At 63.3% G+C, this 17,697-nt stretch carries 18 protein-coding genes; 13 read left to right on the forward strand and 5 right to left on the reverse strand.

All coding sequences use genetic code 11. The features are described from left to right. Genes cobJ through cobG form a run of 4 tightly spaced genes read right to left on the reverse strand, consistent with a single transcriptional unit; the run spans window position 1 to window position 4,364 of the window. Window positions 1-1,698 carry a precorrin-3B C(17)-methyltransferase gene (cobJ, locus tag J3P94_RS24350; protein WP_434569944.1) on the reverse strand — a complete coding sequence of 566 codons (1,698 nt, stop codon included), beginning with the start codon at window positions 1,696-1,698 and terminating at the stop codon, window positions 1-3. Further along, on the reverse strand, window positions 1,695-2,426 hold the full coding sequence (locus J3P94_RS24355; RefSeq protein ID WP_305501368.1) for a precorrin-2 C(20)-methyltransferase: 732 nt from the start codon (window positions 2,424-2,426) through the stop codon (window positions 1,695-1,697). The genes cobJ and J3P94_RS24355 overlap by 4 nt, the downstream gene beginning before the upstream one ends. Beyond that, window positions 2,426-3,052 carry a precorrin-8X methylmutase gene (locus J3P94_RS24360; protein ID WP_434569945.1) on the reverse strand — a complete coding sequence of 209 codons (627 nt, stop codon included), beginning with the start codon at window positions 3,050-3,052 and terminating at the stop codon, window positions 2,426-2,428. The genes J3P94_RS24355 and J3P94_RS24360 overlap by 1 nt, the downstream gene beginning before the upstream one ends. Next, window positions 3,045-4,364 (reverse strand): precorrin-3B synthase, encoded by a 1,320-nt coding sequence (gene cobG / locus J3P94_RS24365; RefSeq protein WP_434569946.1) that lies wholly within the window; start codon window positions 4,362-4,364, stop codon window positions 3,045-3,047. Before cobG ends, J3P94_RS24360 begins: the two co-directional genes overlap by 8 nt. A gap of 324 nt (window positions 4,365-4,688) precedes the next feature. On the opposite strand from cobG, the gene cbiE reads away from it, so the two are divergent. The 12 genes from cbiE (at window position 4,689) to J3P94_RS24425 (ending at window position 14,589) form a co-directional block, all read left to right on the forward strand. Next, complete coding sequence (gene cbiE, locus J3P94_RS24370) at window positions 4,689-5,900, forward strand: precorrin-6y C5,15-methyltransferase (decarboxylating) subunit CbiE (RefSeq protein WP_434569947.1); 1,212 nt, start codon at window positions 4,689-4,691, stop codon at window positions 5,898-5,900. Then, entirely contained in the window at window positions 5,893-6,990 is a 1,098-nt protein-coding gene (locus J3P94_RS24375) for a cobalt-precorrin-5B (C(1))-methyltransferase (RefSeq protein ID WP_434569948.1), read from the forward strand. The genes cbiE and J3P94_RS24375 overlap by 8 nt, the downstream gene beginning before the upstream one ends. After that, window positions 6,987-7,715 (forward strand): cobalt-precorrin-6A reductase, encoded by a 729-nt coding sequence (locus tag J3P94_RS24380; RefSeq protein WP_434569949.1) that lies wholly within the window; start codon window positions 6,987-6,989, stop codon window positions 7,713-7,715. Before J3P94_RS24375 ends, J3P94_RS24380 begins: the two co-directional genes overlap by 4 nt. A 191-nt stretch (window positions 7,716-7,906) precedes the next feature. Continuing rightward, window positions 7,907-8,209, forward strand: a complete 303-nt coding sequence (locus J3P94_RS24385) for a type II toxin-antitoxin system RelE/ParE family toxin (protein ID WP_434569950.1) — start codon at window positions 7,907-7,909, stop codon at window positions 8,207-8,209. A 3-nt stretch (window positions 8,210-8,212) separates the two neighbouring features. After that, window positions 8,213-8,503 carry an addiction module antidote protein gene (locus J3P94_RS24390; protein ID WP_305497099.1) on the forward strand — a complete coding sequence of 97 codons (291 nt, stop codon included), beginning with the start codon at window positions 8,213-8,215 and terminating at the stop codon, window positions 8,501-8,503. 120 nt (window positions 8,504-8,623) lie between these two features. Beyond that, window positions 8,624-9,022, forward strand: a complete 399-nt coding sequence (locus J3P94_RS24395; RefSeq protein ID WP_434569951.1) for a DUF2946 domain-containing protein — start codon at window positions 8,624-8,626, stop codon at window positions 9,020-9,022. Window positions 9,023-9,068: 46 nt separating this feature from the next. Next, window positions 9,069-9,548: a copper chaperone PCu(A)C gene (locus J3P94_RS24400; RefSeq protein ID WP_434569952.1), complete on the forward strand. Its 480-nt coding sequence runs from the start codon at window positions 9,069-9,071 to the stop codon at window positions 9,546-9,548. A 57-nt stretch (window positions 9,549-9,605) separates the two neighbouring features. Next, window positions 9,606-9,995: a DUF2946 domain-containing protein gene (locus J3P94_RS24405; RefSeq protein ID WP_434569953.1), complete on the forward strand. Its 390-nt coding sequence runs from the start codon at window positions 9,606-9,608 to the stop codon at window positions 9,993-9,995. A gap of 280 nt (window positions 9,996-10,275) precedes the next feature. After that, window positions 10,276-11,655, forward strand: a complete 1,380-nt coding sequence (locus tag J3P94_RS24410; protein ID WP_434569954.1) for a PepSY-associated TM helix domain-containing protein — start codon at window positions 10,276-10,278, stop codon at window positions 11,653-11,655. A gap of 194 nt (window positions 11,656-11,849) precedes the next feature. Further along, the gene (locus J3P94_RS24415; RefSeq protein ID WP_434569955.1) at window positions 11,850-12,638 is read left to right on the forward strand and encodes an ABC transporter ATP-binding protein; all 789 of its coding nucleotides are present in this window, start codon (window positions 11,850-11,852) and stop codon (window positions 12,636-12,638) included. Further along, complete coding sequence (locus tag J3P94_RS24420; RefSeq protein ID WP_434569956.1) at window positions 12,635-13,582, forward strand: ABC transporter substrate-binding protein; 948 nt, start codon at window positions 12,635-12,637, stop codon at window positions 13,580-13,582. Before J3P94_RS24415 ends, J3P94_RS24420 begins: the two co-directional genes overlap by 4 nt. Next, the gene (locus J3P94_RS24425; RefSeq protein WP_434569957.1) at window positions 13,579-14,589 is read left to right on the forward strand and encodes a FecCD family ABC transporter permease; all 1,011 of its coding nucleotides are present in this window, start codon (window positions 13,579-13,581) and stop codon (window positions 14,587-14,589) included. Before J3P94_RS24420 ends, J3P94_RS24425 begins: the two co-directional genes overlap by 4 nt. Here the strand turns inward: J3P94_RS24425 and J3P94_RS24430 are convergent. Then, window positions 14,564-16,099, reverse strand: a complete 1,536-nt coding sequence (locus J3P94_RS24430) for a class I SAM-dependent methyltransferase (RefSeq protein WP_434569958.1) — start codon at window positions 16,097-16,099, stop codon at window positions 14,564-14,566. The two genes, J3P94_RS24425 and J3P94_RS24430, sit on opposite strands and share 26 nt — an antisense overlap. Window positions 16,100-16,371: 272 nt before the next feature. On the opposite strand from J3P94_RS24430, the gene urtA reads away from it, so the two are divergent. Further along, window positions 16,372-17,637 (forward strand): urea ABC transporter substrate-binding protein, encoded by a 1,266-nt coding sequence (gene urtA, locus J3P94_RS24435; protein ID WP_434569959.1) that lies wholly within the window; start codon window positions 16,372-16,374, stop codon window positions 17,635-17,637. The last annotated feature ends 60 nt before the right edge of the window (window positions 17,638-17,697 follow it).

Consider the following 17,697-nt stretch of genomic DNA (forward strand, 5'->3'; position numbering starts at 1 on the left):
TCATGCCCCTGGCTTATCGCCGTACCAACGCGGCGTATACACCCAGTCGCCACCTTCGACGCGCGGAAATACGCAGGTGGTGGAGGAACCGATCAGCACCATGGTGCGCATGTCCACCTGGTCCGGGGCCAGTTGCCCTAGCGTGGTGACGCGCAGGGTCTGGCCCGGTCGGCCGATGTCACGTCCCAGCACTACTGGAGTATCCGCCGCGCGGTGTTGTGCGACGATTTCCAGCGCCCGCCCCAGTTGCCACGGACGGGAGCGGGAGATCGGGTTGTAGAACGCCAGGGCCAGGTCTGCCTCGGCCGCCAGGTCCAGGCGTTTCTCGATGATCGACCACGGCTTGAGATTATCCGACAACGACATCACGCAGAAATCATGACCCAGCGGCGCGCCGGCCTGGGCCGCCGTGGCCAGGGAGGCCGAGACGCCTGGCAGGATTTGCAGGTCGACGTTATGCCAGTCGGCATCAGTCGACTCATGCAGCGCTTCCAGTACAGCGGCAGCCATGGCGAATACGCCAGGGTCGCCGGATGACACCACAACCACCGACCGGCCCTGAGCCGCCAGTTCGAAGGCATGTCGGGCACGCTGCATTTCTTCGCGGTTGTCGGTGCAATGCTGCACCTGGTCGGCCCGCAAAGGCTCGGCCATGCGCACGTAAGTCTCATAACCGAGCACATCGTTGGCGCGGTCGAGTTCGGCACGCACGGCCGGGACCATCAACTCTGCCGCTCCAGGGCCAAGGCCGATCACCGCCAGACGTCCGCGCGCACGGCCAAGCTGCAGCGGGTCGACGGGCCGCTCAGCCACGGCGATGGCCACGCCGCCCATTGGTTGCAACGAAACCGGCAGGCCCAACGCATCACCCAACCATTGCTCGATGTCATCGCTGGCCCGCGCGAAGCGCAGCGGCACGCCCAGCGCCAGCGCCGCGTGGTGCAACTCGACGCGGGCCATGTCGCTGTCCGCCGCCAGCAGGCACGCCAGCGATTGCACGGCGAGGCCGGCTCGGTGCAGCGCGTCGCTGACCGCAATCGACACGTCCGGCGTGCCGGCACTCACCGCGACCACCACGTTGCGCGGATAGATCCGCAATTCGTCCGGCGCGGGTACACCCGCGGCGCTGTCGATGCGTATCGCCAACCGTGCCTGCGCATCCTGAGGCAACTGCGCCTGGTCCAGCCACGGCGCCGCGCCTTCGACCCGCACCGGCTCGCCGGCGAGCAGGTCGGACACGAAGCGCTTGCCCTGCTCCAGGTCGCCGAGGCTGTAGCCGCTCGGTGGATTGAGCAGGCAGGTGCCAAAACGCAACTCGCCGCTGGTGGTGATCGCCGGGGCGACTTGCAGCGCTGTCGCGATTTCCCGGGCCATGACATTCACGCCGCCCAGACCGCCCAGCAGCGGCACCACGGCGCTGCCATCCTCGGCCACCGCCAGCACCGGCGGCTCGACGCCCTTTTCCAGCAACAGCGGCGCGAGGGTGCGAATGACGATGCCCGCCGCGCACAGCGCAATGATCGGCGTGTCCTGTCGATAGAGTTCGCGCAATGTGGTGCCGAACTCAAGGTATTGCCGATCGCCCTCGACCCGCCCGACGAGGCCATGGATCAGCGCTTCGGGATAGCACTGCTGGATACGCCGGGCCGTCGCGAGGCTGCCCGGACCGAGGATGACAATTGCCGCAGCCTTCCTCATCCCTGCCACCGCTCGCCCGGGACGATGATCAGCGAGAAGTACGGCGAAGACATCGGCTCGACTTCATCCAGCGGCACGATTTTCTGGTTGGCCATGGTCGCGCGCTCGACGTACAGCGCCCGCCCGTCCATGCCCAGTTCCTCAAGCACCTGCCGAACCTTGGGAAAATTGCGCCCCAGCTTCATGATCACCGCCGCATCGGCATCGGCCAGCCGACGCTTGAGATCGTCGTGGGGCAGGACGCCGGAGAGCACCGACAGGCTCTGGTTGCGATAGACCAGCGGGGCTCCCAGCACCGAGGCACCACCGAGCATCGAACACACGCCGGGAATGACCTCGGCCTCGTAGCGCTCGGCCAGGCGGTCGTGCAGGTACATGTAGGAGCCGTAGAAAAACGGATCGCCCTCGCAGATTACCGCCACGTCGCGACCGGCATCCAGGTGCACGGCGAGTTGCTCGGCGGCGGTGTCATAGAAGTCGGCGATTACCTCTTCATAGGACAACGGCGCCGGCAGCACTTCGGTAGTGACCGGGTAGACCAGTGGCAGCAGGGTCTGCGCGTCCTGCAGATGGGCCTCGATGATGCCGAAGGCGTTGCCTTTCTTGCCCTTGGCGACGAAGTACGCCACCACCGGCGATTCCCGCAGCAGGCGCAGGGCCTTGACCGTGATCAGTTCCGGGTCACCCGGCCCTACGCCGAGGCCGATCAAGCGTCCAGGCTGCTGCATCATTCAACCTCCGTGGCGAGGGCATTGACGGCGGCGGCGGCCATGGCGCTGCCGCCCAGGCGGCCTTGCATGATCACGAACGGCACGCCTCGGCTGTCGGCCGCCAGCGCGGCCTTGGACTCGGCGGCGCCAACAAAACCCACCGGGAAGCCAAGGATCAGGGCCGGCTTCGGCGCGCCGGCATCGAGCATTTCCAGCAGATAGAACAGCGCGGTCGGTGCGTTGCCGATGACCACGACGCTACCTTCCAGGTGTGGACGCCACAGCTCCAGCGCGGCCGCCGAGCGAGTGTTGCCCAGCTCGCGGGCCAGCGCTGGCACGCTGTCGTCGCGCAAGGTGCAGATCACCGGATTGTTGGCCGGCAGGCGCGCCCGGGTCACGCCCTCGGACACCATCCGCGCATCACACAGGATCGGCGCACCGGCCGCCAGTGCCTGGCGCCCCGCCGCGCCTGCACCTGCGGAAAACTGCAGGCCATCGACCGCCTCGACCATGCCGCAGGCGTGGATCACCCGCACCGCGAGTTTTTCCAGATCGGCAGGAATGCGCGCCAGATTGGCCTCGGCGCGGATGATCGCGAAGGAGTTGCGATAGATCTCCTGACCGTCGCGGATGTAATCAAGCATCAAGGGAGCTCCGGGGATGAGCGTCGAGCCAGTGGCCGAGCGCTTCGATTGTCAGATTGTGTGCTTGCAGCGCGCCGAAACCCGGCAACGCGGCATCACGAAAATAGAGGTCGTAACGACCGGGGGCGACCGCCAGCAACGTCGCCGGGGCGATGTGGGCCGCCGCGCACGATCGCTGGCAGCCGGACAGATGAATGCTCAAAGCCTGGCCCGGGCGTTGCAGCAGATCCGCCAACTGGCGGGCATCGCCCTTGGTGTCGGCCAGGCCTTTGCCACAGCCACTGGAGCCGGTGCAGGCGATGAGTTGCGCCAGGGAGTGATCGAGCGAACACAACAGGCCCAGCGCGTCGAGCTGGGTCAACACGGCATCCGCATTTTCGCGGCGCACGTTGGGCAGCAACAGGCTTTGCCAGGGAGTGAAACGAAGATTGCCGTCGCCCTTCTCCCGCGCCAACTGCGCCGCGCCGCGCAGCATGACCGTATCAAGCCGGCCGAGGGGCGCCGCCGCGCCGACATAGACCCGTTCGTCGTGCTGGGAATGAATACCGATGTGCAGGCCGCCGGGCGACGCACTCCGCCGCCAGTCAAGGCAAGGTTGCAGCGGCACGCGGCCGGCCAACCGGGTCATGAATTCATCCACGGCACATTCAGCCAGCAGTTGGCGCATGCGGTTCTGGTCCGGGCGGGCCAGTTCGAGAAACAGCTCCAGCACCGCTACCACCAGGGCATGCCCTTGGGCCAGGGGCACCTTGCCCGCCGGCGTGTCCAATGGCGAACCGGCCAAGCCAAAGGCAAGCCAGGGCTCGCCGTGCTGGACAAGCGCCGATAGCCACAGGTCATGGTGATGCTCGAGCATCGCCAAGGCTTCGCCACCGTCCAACTGCACGGCGAACTTGGCCGAGAGTTCGTGGAAGCGTTCATGGGTTTGCAGGGTGAAGAGGATCTGCGCGGCCAGCGGACGGGTGTCGAACAGCATCTGCCGGTCGAGCCCCGCCGAGGGGCTGAGCATCAGGTTGCGCACGTCATCGCCGGCCGCCTTGCGCGGGCCAAGCCCGGCGGCCAGCAACGGCTCGATCAATGCATCCGGCTCAGGGCCGATACCGCGGATCTGCAAGTTGCCGCGGTTAGTGGCCTCGATCACGCCCCCGGCGAACTGCTCGGCCACCCACGCGACGGTTTCGGCCTGATCCGCGTGGATGACGCCGCCATCGAGCTTGATTCGGCAGATTCCTCCGTCCAGTGCCTGGACGACACGCAGCAACCCCGGACAACCCGAGGGGCGAATGACGTTGGAAGATGGACGTTCGTTCAAGGCAGAACCGGTAAATAGGAAACGCCGCAGCGGCGAGGGCCGCCATTATGCCTGCTTTGCCTATGGTCATGAAAAGCTTGCCGGTCGGATTGCTGATGGTGGGCACATAAATCCCATGCTCACCGCAAATCCCCTGTGGGAGCGAGCTTGCTCGCGATAGCGGTCTGTCTGGAAAGATAATGTTGAATGTAACGCCGTCATCGCGAGCAAGCTCGCTCCCACAAGGGATGGTTCACGTCAGATCCGTCGAGGCACGGTATGATGGCGACCCGGTTCGCGGCGGCAACAACCCTGGCGATCAACCCATTTATTCGAGGAACAGAGATGACCCCCTGGCTGACCGTAGTGGGCATCGGTGAAGAGGGCTTCAAGGGCCTGGGCCGAACGGCCCGCCATGCATTGCTGCGGGCGTCGCGGATACTGGGCAGCGCCCGTCAGTTGGAACTGCTGCCGCTGTGTATCCGCGGCGAGCGGGTGCTGTGGCCCAGCCCGTTCTCCCTGGAACCGCTGCTGGCTCGACGGGGCGAGCCGGTGTGCGTGCTGGCCAGTGGCGATCCGATGTTCTATGGCGTCGGCGCCAGCCTGGCGAAACAGCTGCCGGCCGAGGAAATGCAGGTCATCCCCGCGCCATCCTCCTGCTCGCTGGCGGCGGCGCGCATGGGCTGGCCGTTGCAGGACGCAGTCACGCTGTCGCTGGTGGCCCGCCCCCTGGCGGCGCTCAATGCGCACTTGTCCAGTGGCGTCAGGCTGTTGCTGCTGAGTAACGACCGCCACAGCCCCGGCGCCGTGGCAACACTGCTGCGCGAGCGCGGATTCGGCCCGAGTGCCATGACCGTGCTGGAGCATTTGGGCGGTGCGGCAGAACGACGGATCGACGGTTGCGCTGCGCACTGGTCCGATGAGGCGGTCGCCGATCTGAACCTGATCGCCATCGAATGCCGGGCCGATCCGTCGACGCAGCGCCTGTCACGCCTGGCCGGCCTGCCGGACAGCGCTTTCGAGCATGACGGCCAGCTGACCAAGCGCGACGTGCGTGCCGTCACCCTGGCTCGCCTCGCCCCGACTCCCGGCGAGCTGCTCTGGGACGTCGGCGCCGGCAGCGGCTCGATCGGCATCGAATGGATGCGCGCCCACCCCAGTTGCCGAGCCCTGGCCATCGAAGCCGACGAAGGCCGCCAAGCCTTGATCGAACGCAACCGCGACACCCTTGGCGTGCCCGGCCTCCAGTTGATTCGCGGCAGCGCCCCGCAGGCGCTGGAGAACCTGGAGCGTCCGGACGCGGTGTTCATCGGTGGCGGCGTCACCCGCGAAGGCGTGCTTGATGCCTGTTGGGCCCGGCTCAAGCCTGGCGGTCGGCTCGTCGCCAATGCCGTGGCCCTGCAAAGCGAGATGACACTGATGAGCTGGCGCGAACGCCACGGCGGTGAGCTGACCCGCATCCATGTCGCCCAGGCCCAGCCTTTGGGCGCATTCGATACCTGGCGCCAAGCCTTGCCAATCACCTTGCTGGACCTGACGAAACCTCTCGATGCGTGACGAAACCGCCGAGCAACCCGCCCCCCTGCGCAGCGGCCTGACCACCGGCAGTTGCGCCACGGCCACCAGCCTGGCGGCGGCGCGACTGCTGCTGTGCGGCACCGAGGCCGATGCCGTGGAAATCGTCCTGCCCAAGGGCAAGCAGGTGCAGATGCGCCTGGAGTTCTGCCGGCTGACCCAACAAGGTGCCGAGGCCGGAACGATCAAGGACGCTGGAGATGACCCGGACGTGACTCATGGCGCGCTGTTGTTTTCCCAGGTGCGCCTGATTGCCGAACCTGGCGTGCGTTTTGTTGCCGGTCGTGGCGTCGGCACGGTGACGCGACCGGGACTGGTCCTGGCTGTCGGTGAGCCGGCGATCAACCCGGTGCCGCGCAAAATGATCAACGATCACCTGGGTCGCCTGGCCGAGGAAAGCGGTTATGCCGGGGGGTTCGAAGTCACGGTCAATGTCGAGGGCGGCGAAGCCCTGGCGCTGAAAACCATGAATCCGCGACTCGGCATCCTCGGCGGTCTGTCGATCCTCGGCACCAGCGGCATCGTCCGGCCGTTTTCCTGCGCAGCCTACATAGCGTCGATCCACCAGGGCGTCGACGTGGCGAAAACCAACGGCTACCTGCATATCGCCGCGTGCACCGGCAATGCCAGCGAAGACACCATGCGCCGGGTCTACAACCTGCCGGAAATCGCCTTGATCGAAATGGGCGACTTTGTCGGCGCCGTGCTCAAGCATGTGCGCAAGGTGCCGGTGGAAAAGCTCAGTCTTTGCGGCGGCTTCGGCAAGATCAGCAAACTCGCCGCCGGGCATATGGACCTGCACAGCCGCCATTCAAGCATCGACCTGCCACAACTGGCCAAATGGGCGGCGGCAATCGGGGCCGATGAGAAGTTGCAGCACGACATTCGTCAAGCCAACACCAGCCAGCAAGCCCTCGCGATGGCCAGCGCCGTCGGCATCGCCCTCGGTGATGCCGTGTGCGAGCACGCCCTGGCCTTCGCTCGCAGCGTGGTCCCGGCCCAGGTCCAGGTCGAAGTCTTCGCCATCGACCGTCAGGGCGCAATCGTCGGCCACGCTGGAGCCTTTAAATGAAACGCATCCTGCTCCTCGGTGGCGTCACCGAGGCCCTGGCCATCGCTCGCACGCTCGGCCCCGAGCACATCTACAGCTTGGCGGGCATCGGTCGCGTCCCCACCGACCTGACCTGCCAGGTACGTGTCGGCGGCTACGGCGGCGCCGAAGGCCTGGCGCAATTCATCCGCGCCGAGGGCATCGACCTGCTATTGGACGCAACCCACCCCTACGCCGCGCAAATCAGCTACAACGCCGCCCGTGCCGCCCGCGCCTGCGCCATCCCCTGCTGGGCCCTGCGCCGTCCGGCCTGGCGCCCACGGGCCGGCGATGACTGGCGCGAAGTGGCCGACTGGGCCGAACTGATCCAGGCCTTGCAGCCTTTCCGCCGCCCCTTGTTCACCCTCGGCCGGGAGCCGCTGCAGCATCTGCAGGAAATCCCCGCCGAACAGTTCTGGACGCTGCGAGCACTGGACGTTTACCCCGGCAACGAACGCTGCGAAGTCATCGGCGCCCGTGGGCCGTTTCACATTGACGGTGAACGCGAACTGTTCGAACGGCGACGAATCGATGTGCTGGTCAGCAAGAACAGCGGCAGCACGGCCACCGAGCCGAAGCTGGAGGTGGCCCGGGAGCGGGGGGTGCCAGTGCTGGTGTTGAAGCGACCGGTGTTGGCGGGGGTGGATCGGGAGTTTGCAGCGGTCAATGACGTGCTGGACGCTTTATCCGTACCCAACGGCTTTTGAATTCAGCAGATCAGCGAGACATTTCTGACAAGTTTTCCAGACGCAGCCGGCTGTTTCGTCCAAGACATTCAATTCTATAGTTCCGCTCCTTGATACCCACCTCAGCGTCTGGCAGTCAACAAGCATGAGCGATCCGTCTCGCGCCTGGAAAAGCGCTGCTTGCCACAGCGTATCCCAAGGAATACGATCCAATGATCGAATTTGTACAGTCCCGGATCTTCTCAAGCTGGCTTGACGGTTTGAGAGACGTCACAGGGAAAGCTCGCATCATTGCCAGGATTCGATCTGCTGAGCATGGCAATCTTGGTGATTGCGAACCAGTCGGCAACGCAGTGTATGAGATGCGCATTCACTCGGGCCCAGGTTATCGAGTGTATTTTGCCCGTCGAGACTCCGTGCTTTACCTGCTGCTTGCGGGAGGTGACAAATCAACTCAGAAACGGGACATCAAACGCGCTGTTCAAATAGCGCAAGCCATGAGTGACGAGGAGTGAATCATGACCGCAGAATTTACACGTTTCGATGCAGCCAGCTACCTCAAGACACCGGAGGAGATGGCTGCTTATCTGGATGCCTGTTTTGAAGAAGATAGCGGTGACGGCGCACTGGTTCGCGCAGCTCTCAACGATATCGCCAGGGCAAAAGGCATGACGCAGATCGCCCGTGATGCCGGGCTCGGGCGAGAGAGTCTTTATAAAGCCCTGGGCAGTGCGGGCAATCCAGAATTCACAACTATCATCAAAGTCATGAAAGCTCTGGGCTTGAAGTTACGTGCGACGACCATTTGAAGATCCATTGCTACTGTTAACACCAGCCCTGCGACCCTACACCGCACGTGGCCTTTTTACTTCTGGACACCGATCAGGCTAAATACCGCCACCTGATCGCCCAACCGAGCGGATTGCCCCATGTCCCGACAACGGCTTGCATTTGCCTGGATCGCCTGCTTCGCAGTGCTGTTCAACATGCTTGCCATGCCGCTTTCCAATAGCGCCGGTGCAGCCGCCAGTACGCCAGCGGAACAAATGCTGTGGGGCAGTTTCTGCTCGTCCAGCGGCACGAAGATGCTGGCGGTTTCCCTGGGCAAGCTGGAACAAGGCACGCCACAGAAAGACAATCACTCGACGATGCAACATTGCTGGTGCTGCTCAGGCCCGGCGCCGCTGATGGCGCTTGCCGGGCACGCCCCGCAGTTGTATCTGGACGCACAACGGGCCGATCGCGGTACGGCCCACGCAAAGCTCGACAGCCCGACCCCGCGCCAGCAATGGCCCAGCCTCAACCCCCGTGCTTCGCCTCTGGCCTGATTCTTCCCGCATGAAACTGCGTCCTGAATCGTTCCGGAGAATTGCCATGTTGAACAGACTCATCCTGCTGGCCGCCCTGCTGCTCCCGGCTGGCCTCGCCCAGGCGCACCAGTACAAGGCCGCCGAGCTTGAGATCGCCCACCCGTGGTCCCAGGAGTTGCCGCCCAACGCGCCAACCGTGGCCGCGTACTTCGTGATTCACAACGGCGGCGCCACCGCCGACAAACTGCTCGGCGTCGACTCGCCGATTGCCGGCAAGGCCGAGCTCCATGAACATGTGATGCAAAACGACCTGATGAAAATGCAACCGGTGCCCGTCGTCGCCATCGCCCCCGGTGCGACCGTCACCTTCGCGCCGATGGCCTATCACGTGATGTTGCTGGACCTGAAGGACCGCAGCTTGCTCAGCGACGGCAAACGTTTCCCCATGACCCTGCATTTCGAAAAGGCCGGGGACGTGACGGTGGATGTCGCGGTGCAGAAAAAAGCACCCGACGGCGCCAAGACACACCAGCACGCCCAGTAGACGTAGCCGCCTATGCAACCTCGTCGCGCCAGCCCGTCCAGGCACCGCCGTCAGCCCATGAGCCTGACACGCGGCAGCTGGATCAGCCTGTTCGCCATGCTGATGATCTTTATCGGACCACTGGTTTCCCAGTCGATGCCGATGGATCAGCGCATGTCCATGCCTGTGTCCGTGAGCATGGAAATGGAGATGAGCATGGACATGCCGGTGCATGAAGCGCCGGCGGCCGAGCACTGCGCGCCCCAGAGCGAACACCACGCGTTATGGGAAAAATGCGGTTATTGCAGCCTGCTGTTCAATTGCCCGGCGCTGCCTGGCGGCCACACATTCGCCGTCTTCGACACCCCTCCCAGACACACCTTCACCAGCCCTTCCCCGCGCCTGGGTCATGCCCGACCGGCGTTCTTTCCGGGCGCCCGCACCCGCGCACCGCCACTCGACGCGTAAGCCCGCACCTGCTCACCCGGTCGCAAAGGACAGCCCAACGCTGCCCTGAACACGGATGAGTGCCTGACAACGCAGGCAAGACCTGACACCTGACCTTGTGGCGAGGGAGCTTGCTCCCGCTCGGTTGCGTAGCAACCGCAAAAGCCAAGGGCCGCTGCGCAGCCCAGCGGGAGCAAGCTCCCTCGCCACGGGGTCTGTGCTTAGTCAAGGCTCACCTGCTATCGGCTGCCCGGCAGCCGCACAACATGACAACCGAATTTGCCCTGCGGAGCGCTTTGCAATGAGCCAACCGAAACCCAATTTCTACAACCTGGCCTGGCGCTGGCATTTTTATGCCGGGCTGTTCGTGGCGCCGTTCATGGTGATGCTGGCCCTGACCGGGATCATCTACCTGTTCAAGCCGCAACTCGATCCGTTGATGTACGGCAACCTGCTGAACGTACCGGCCGGGCATCACAGCCTGGCGGCGGACGACCTGCTCAAGCAGGTCCGCCAGGCTTACCCCGAAGGCCAGGTCAAACAGTACCTGCCGCCGATCAACGCCGAGCGCAGCGCGCAATTCGTGGTGATCGACAAGGGTCGGGAGCTGAATGTGTTCATCGACCCGTACCACGGCGACGTGCTCGGCGAGCAGGACGCGAAAGACAACCTGCAAGCTATGGCCCGGGCGATTCACGGTGAATTGCTGATCGGCACCGTCGGTGACCGGCTGGTGGAAATGGCTGCCGGCTGGGGCGTGGTGCTGGTGGTTTCCGGACTGTACCTGTGGTGGCCGCGTGGGCAGTCCTCGGCCGGCGTGCTGTGGCCGCGCTGGGGTGCTCGCGGTCGGGTGTTCTGGCGCGACTTGCACATCGTTGTCGGTTTCTGGGGCGCGGCGTTCCTGCTGGTGATGCTGCTCAGCGGCATGACCTGGACCGGCTTCTGGGGCAAGCAGTACGCCGACCTCTGGAACCGTTTCCCGGCGGCGATGTGGAACGACGTACCGAAGTCCGACATCGAGGCCGGCAGCCTCAACAACGCCCATCGCCAGACCGTGCCCTGGGCGGTGGAGAACACGCCAATGCCGATGTCCGGCGACCACGCCGAACACATGGCCCATGGCGGCATGCACGAAGGCCCCGCCGCACCCACCGTCAGCCTGCAAGCGGTGCAAGACATCGCCACCGAGCGCAAGGTCGAGCCCGGCTACAGCATCACCCTGCCAACGACCGCCTCGGGCGTATTCACCATCGCCGTGTTTGCCGATGACCCGCGCAACGACGCGACCTTGCACGTGGACCAGTACACCGGCAAAGTCCTGGCCGACGTGCGTTGGGAGCACTACAACGTCGTTGCCCGCGCCACCGAGACCGGGGTGATGCTGCACGAAGGCAAGATGTTCGGTCCGGTGAACCAGATCATCGTCCTGCTGATCTGCCTGATGATCCTGCTCAGCGCCGTGAGCGGAATGGTGATCTGGTGGAAACGCCGGCCCCAGGGCAAGTTCGGCGTGCCGCCACTGCGCCACGACCTGCCGACGTGGAAGACCGGTGTGTTCATCATGTTGGCCCTGGCGGTGGTGTTCCCGTTGGTGGGGGCGTCGCTGGTGGTGGTGTGGCTGTTGGACCGACTTGTTACACGGTTCAATCGCCAGCCTGAAGCCGCTTCATCTTCAAGCTGAGAATTGCGCGTTGACGGAAAGCGGCGCGAAGCCTCTACAATCGCGCCCGCCTTCCAAACCTAAACACCATCCCTGTGGGAGCGAGCTTGCTCGCGATGGCGGCAGTACTTCAACAATGATGCAAGCTGAACCACCGCTATCGCGAGCAAGCTCGCTCCCAAGACCCGCGCGCCGCCCATGATTCGAGTAAATGCATGACCTCGCTAACCCTCTCCCACCTCGCCTGGACCCCGCTGGGCCATGGCCACTGCCATCACCAGTTCCAACTGCGTGATGCCACGTTGCAGGTGGCGGCCGGGGAGTTTGTCGGGTTGATCGGGCCCAACGGCAGCGGCAAGACCAGCCTGTTGCGCTGCGCCTACCGCTTCAGCCGGCCAGAAAGCGGCGAGGTCAGACTCGAACACCACAACGTCTGGAAACAGCCCTCGCGCTGGTGCGCCCAACGCATCGCCGTGGTGCTGCAAGAGTTTCCCGACGCCTTCGGCCTGACGGTGGATGAGGTGGTCGCGATGGGGCGCACGCCGCACAAGGGTCTGTTCGATGGTGACAATCAGGAAGATCGCCGACTGGTGCTCCAGGCATTGGAGTCGGCCGGGCTTGCAGGCTTTGGCGACCATGCATTCGCCACGCTCTCGGGCGGTGAGAAGCAACGGGTGATCCTCGCACGCGCCCTGGCCCAGCAGCCGCAGTTGCTGATCCTCGACGAACCGACCAATCACCTCGACCCGCGCTATCAATTGCAGTTGCTGCAACTGATCAAGGGCCTGGGCATCGGCACCCTCGCCAGCATTCATGACCTGAACCTTGCCGCCGCGTTCTGCGACCGCCTGTACGTGATCGAACACGGGCGCATCGTCGCCAGCGGCACGCCCAGGGACGTCCTCACTGTAGACCTGTTGCGCGAAGTGTTCGGCGTCGCGGCCCTGGTGGACGAACACCCGCTGGCCGACTACCCACGAATCACCTGGATAACCCGACCATGATCCTGCGTCCCCTGCTGTTGCTTCCGTTATTGCTGGCAAGTTTGCATGTCCAGGCCGAGACCAGCCGCTACCCGTTGACGATCCAGAGCTGCAACCGCCAGGTGATGTTCAACGAGGCCCCTCGGCACGCCGTCAGCCATGACATCAACATGACCCAGATGATGCTGGCCCTGGGACTAAAACCACGCATGGTTGGCTACAGCGGCATCAGCGGCTGGAAATCGGTGACGCCGGACATGGCCAAGATCCTCGATGGCCTGCCGGAACTGGCCGCCAAATATCCCTCGGTGGAAACCCTGCTCGACGCCAACGTCGATTTTTTCTTCGCCGGTTGGGACTACGGCATGCGCGTCGGCGGCGACCTGACTCCGCAGACCCTGCAACCGCTGGGCATCAACGTCTACGAACTGACCGAGTCCTGCGCGTTCGTGATGAAACGCCCGGCGGCCTCGCTGGAGGACACCTACAACGACCTGCGCAACCTTGGGAAAATCTTCGACGTGCAGGATCGCGCCAACGCGCTGATCGCCACGATGCAGGCCCAGGTCGCCGAAGTGCGCAAGCACCTGCCAACCCGACAACCGCGAGTGTTCCTGTATGACAGCGGCGAAGACCGGGCCATGACCTCCGGCCGCCTGGGCATGCCCCAGGCCCTGATCGACGCAGCCGGCGGGCGCAACATTCTGGATGACGTGGACGCCAGTTGGACCCGCGTCAATTGGGAAAACGTGGTGGAGCGTAACCCCCAAGTCATCGTGATCGTCGATTACGGCGAAGTCAGTGCCGAGCAGAAACAGCAATTCCTGTTGAGCAACCCGGCCCTGCAATCAGTCGATGCGATCAAGCACCGGCGCTTCGTCGTGATCCCTTACGTGCAGGCCACGCCAGGTATCGATAACGTGCTGGCGGTGCAAACCCTGGCGCGGGGTTTGCACGGCCAATGAACGATCGTCGCTATGGTGCACTGCTGCTACTGCTCGGCGCGCTGCTCCTGGTGTCGTGCGTGGTGTCGCTGGGTTTCGGGCCCGCGCGAGTACCGGTGGCCGTGGTCTGGGACCTGCTGCTGCACAAGGCTTTCGGTGTCGGCGAGGTGCATTGGACAGCCGGCCAGGAGCATATCGTCTGGCTGATCCGCGTCCCGCGCCTGCTGCTCGGGGCGCTGGTAGGCGCAGGGTTGGCGTTGATCGGCGCGGTGCTGCAAGCGGTGACACGCAACCCGCTGGCCGATCCGCACCTGCTCGGCGTCACCTCCGGCGCCACCCTCGGAGCGGTCATCGTGGTGTTGCACGTCGGCGAGATCATCGGCCTGCTGACCCTGCCGCTGGCCGCCTTCATCGGCGCGCTGTTGAGTATGTTGCTGGTGTTGGCCATCGCTGCCCGCCAGGGCCGCCTGGAGAGTGATCGCCTGCTGCTCTGCGGCGTAGCGGTGTCATTCGTGATGATGGCGGCGGCCAACCTGCTGCTGTTTCTCGGAGACCATCGCGCCAGTTCGGCGGTGATGTTCTGGATGCTCGGCGGCCTGGGCCTGGCACGCTGGGAACTGCTCGCGGTGCCAGCCGCCAGTGTATTGCTGGGGCTGGTGTTGCTGCTGGGCATGGCCCGGCCGTTGAACGCGCTGATGGCCGGGGAGCAGACCGCCGTGACCCTGGGGCTGAACGCGGCGAAGGTGCGGCTATGGATTTTCCTGATCGCGTCCTTGATGACCGGCGTACTGGTGTCCATCAGCGGCTCGATCGGTTTTGTCGGGCTGATGGTGCCCCACATCGCCCGCCGCCTGGTGGGCGCCGAGCATCGTCGGCTGTTGCCGGCCTGCGTGCTGCTGGGCAGCCTGTTCCTGGTTTGGGTGGACGTGGCGGCTCGCACGCTGATCGCGCCGGAGGATTTGCCGATCGGAGTCGCTACAGCCGCTATCGGTGGGCTGTTCTTTATGGGTCTGATGCGCCGTCGCTGAAAAGATGCTTCTTCTTGTACACGCCGAATAGCTCGGTACCAAGGCCGCCATTTCGAAAATGCTCCAGCTCCGCTCGAACCATATCAATGACCAACGCCCGGTCCTCGGCTTTTGCAAGATTAAAATTTCCACTGTAGGCGAGATTGACCATTCGCCAGAGGAAGCAGTTGGTTCGGTAAACATCTACCGGCTTGAGCCAACGTTCGAGGAGCGCGGTAATTTCCTCACTTCGAATACCCTCGAAGCACCCGATCGAGTGGTCCTTGTCTGGAATGACAGCATCGACAACCTGGGTATCGGCGTTTAGCCGGTAGCGTGCCGGCAATGCCGAGAACGCTGCATCGGCCGCAATTATTGCCTCAGGCCACAAGCGATTGCCATTGCGCCCCACGGCCTCACCCACACTCCAGAACTCGCCATCGTTTTTCAAACTATGGGAGATAAAGAGCATCACTTTTTCCAGCTCGATCAAATGGTGCAATGCCGAGACGCAGATAATAACGTCCCACTGCTCACCGGTAGGCACCAGGTTATTCGCATCGGCCACGATCAGATCGAGGCCGACCCCTGAAGAAAACTGCTTCGCCGCGATGTGAAGCAGGTCTTCATTGATATCCAGCAGTGACCATTCCACGCCTTCCGGAACAGCGGCCGACAGACCAGCTTCTATCCGCGCGGCACCGCTGCAGATCGACAGGACTTTTATTGCACCGTGATCCCTGACTTTCCGACGTAGCCTTGCTTGAAAGTCGGGCGGCGTTTGCGGGACGTTCGCCCTCAGCATACGAATGGCATAGGAGTAGGCGACCTCTCCTTCAAACGGTTCCGGAATCACCATCTCGGACTGGGCACCCTGCCCTTGCGCCGGAGCCAGGCCATTCAATCGGCGAACGTTGCGAGCTACGCCCATGGCCGCTTCACTCTGTCGCTCCTGAACGTTCGAGTAAAACTCGTTCCGGTAGACGCTACTGAAGTGTGCTATCTCGTTTTTCACGCGCATCTGATGGTGTGTTTTCGCCAGGAGAAGCTTCATCACTCCTTCCCTGGCAACGCACAAGTCAGCTATCGCCAACCAGTCGGCTGTAGGGTCATTTTTTGCCCCTGGCCCGCACGTTACCAAGAGACGGCCACGTTTCCCCGCCAACCAAGCCAGATCCAGATCGACCGACCGCCATTCCGACGGCGTAGATCCTCCGCAAATATGAAACATTCCGAGTGGAAATTCGGTTTGACCTGGATCATCGACAAAAACAACTGAACACGTGAGCCCGTCGACACTGATGCCTGGCAGCGCTGCCGAAAAACGAATGTAGAGTCTGGAATCGGAAAACACATCCAGCTGGCTACTTCGCAGATGTTCCCCGGCGGTGAGAATCAGCGAATATCTCGCTTCTCGCAAATGCGTCACGTGCATCCATTGCGGATGCTCGGCCGGTTTGACTTCAGGCAACACGGCGAATGCTGCCGTCTCGTCGAGAAGAAAATAGCTTGCAGCGCCAGAGTCGTTCAAACGGCTTTCCCTACTTCGCAACGGCAGAAGAGTCAGCATAGTCGGGCGGGCGATAATTTCACCTTGGGTCAACCTCATCCGCGCCCCAATGCGGAGCGCCATCCTGCACCAGCATCAGCGATGTGGTCGCTGATGGTGCATCGTCACTTCCCTCTCTTGCCGCCGGCCCCGCATTTCAAAGCCTTTCCCCGACCGGGCACACCCCTTGCAAAAGCGCTTTCAGCGTTTGCATCTGCCATCCAGAAAAACATAAAGACCACGGAGATCGCACAATGAAGCGTCATAGCTTGATCAAGGCTTTTACACTCTCGGCAAGCATTGCCGCGATGGGCATGGCCTGGACCGTCCAGGCCGCCGAGACCATCAAGGTCGGCATCCTGCATTCGTTGTCCGGGACCATGGCGATCTCCGAAACGTCCCTCAAGGACATGGCGTTGATGACCATCGACGAGATCAACGCCAAGGGTGGAGTGAACGGCAAGAAGCTTGAAGCGGTGGTCGTGGACCCGGCATCGAACTGGCCGCTGTTCGCTGAAAAGGGCCGCCAGTTGCTGACTCAGGACAAGGTCGCCGTGGTGTTCGGCTGCTGGACCTCGGTGTCGCGCAAATCCGTGTTGCCGGTGTTCGAAGAACTCAACGGCCTGCTGTTCTATCCGGTGCAGTACGAAGGCGAAGAAATGTCGCCGAACGTTTTCTACACCGGCGCAGCGCCAAACCAGCAGGCGATCCCGGCGGTGGAATACCTGATGAGCGAAGAAGGCGGCAGCGCCAAGCGCTACTTCCTGCTGGGCACCGACTACGTCTATCCGCGCACCACCAACAAGATCCTGCGTTCGTTCCTGCACTCCAAAGGCGTGGCGGACAAGGATATCGAAGAGGTCTACACCCCGTTCGGCCACAGCGATTACCAGACCATCGTTGCCAACATCAAGAAATTCTCGGCCGGCGGCAAGACCGCCGTCATCTCCACGGTCAATGGCGATTCCAACGTACCGTTTTATAAAGAGCTGGCGAACCAGGGCCTGAAAGCCACCGATGTACCGGTCGTGGCCTTCTCGGTGGGCGAAGAGGAACTGCGCGGCATCGACACCAAACCGCTGGTGGGTAACCTGGCGGCGTGGAACTACTTCGAATCCGTGGATAACCCGGCGAACAAGAAATTCGTCGATTCCTGGAAGGCCTACGCCAAGGCCAAGAACCTGCCGGGCGCCGACAAAGCGGTAACCAACGACCCGATGGAAGCCACCTACGTCGGCATCCACATGTGGGCGCAAGCGGTGGAAAAAGCCAAGTCCACCGATGTCGACAAAGTCCGCGAAGCCCTGGCCGGCCAGACCTTCGCCGCGCCGTCGGGTTACACCCTGACCATGGACAAGACCAACCATCACCTGCACAAGCCGGTGATGATCGGCGAGATCCAGGCCGACGGTCAGTTCAACGTGGTCTGGCAGACCGAAGGGCCGATCCGCGCCCAGCCGTGGAGCCCGTTCATCGCCGGCAACGACAAGAAGCCTGACTATGCGGTGAAGAGCAACTGAGCCCATGGGTGTCGGGCCGAATTCCCGGACCGACACACAACCCTTGTGGGAGCGAGCCTG

It is taken from the genome of Pseudomonas sp. Z3-8, assembly GCF_051131975.1.
GTDB lineage: Bacteria > Pseudomonadota > Gammaproteobacteria > Pseudomonadales > Pseudomonadaceae > Aquipseudomonas.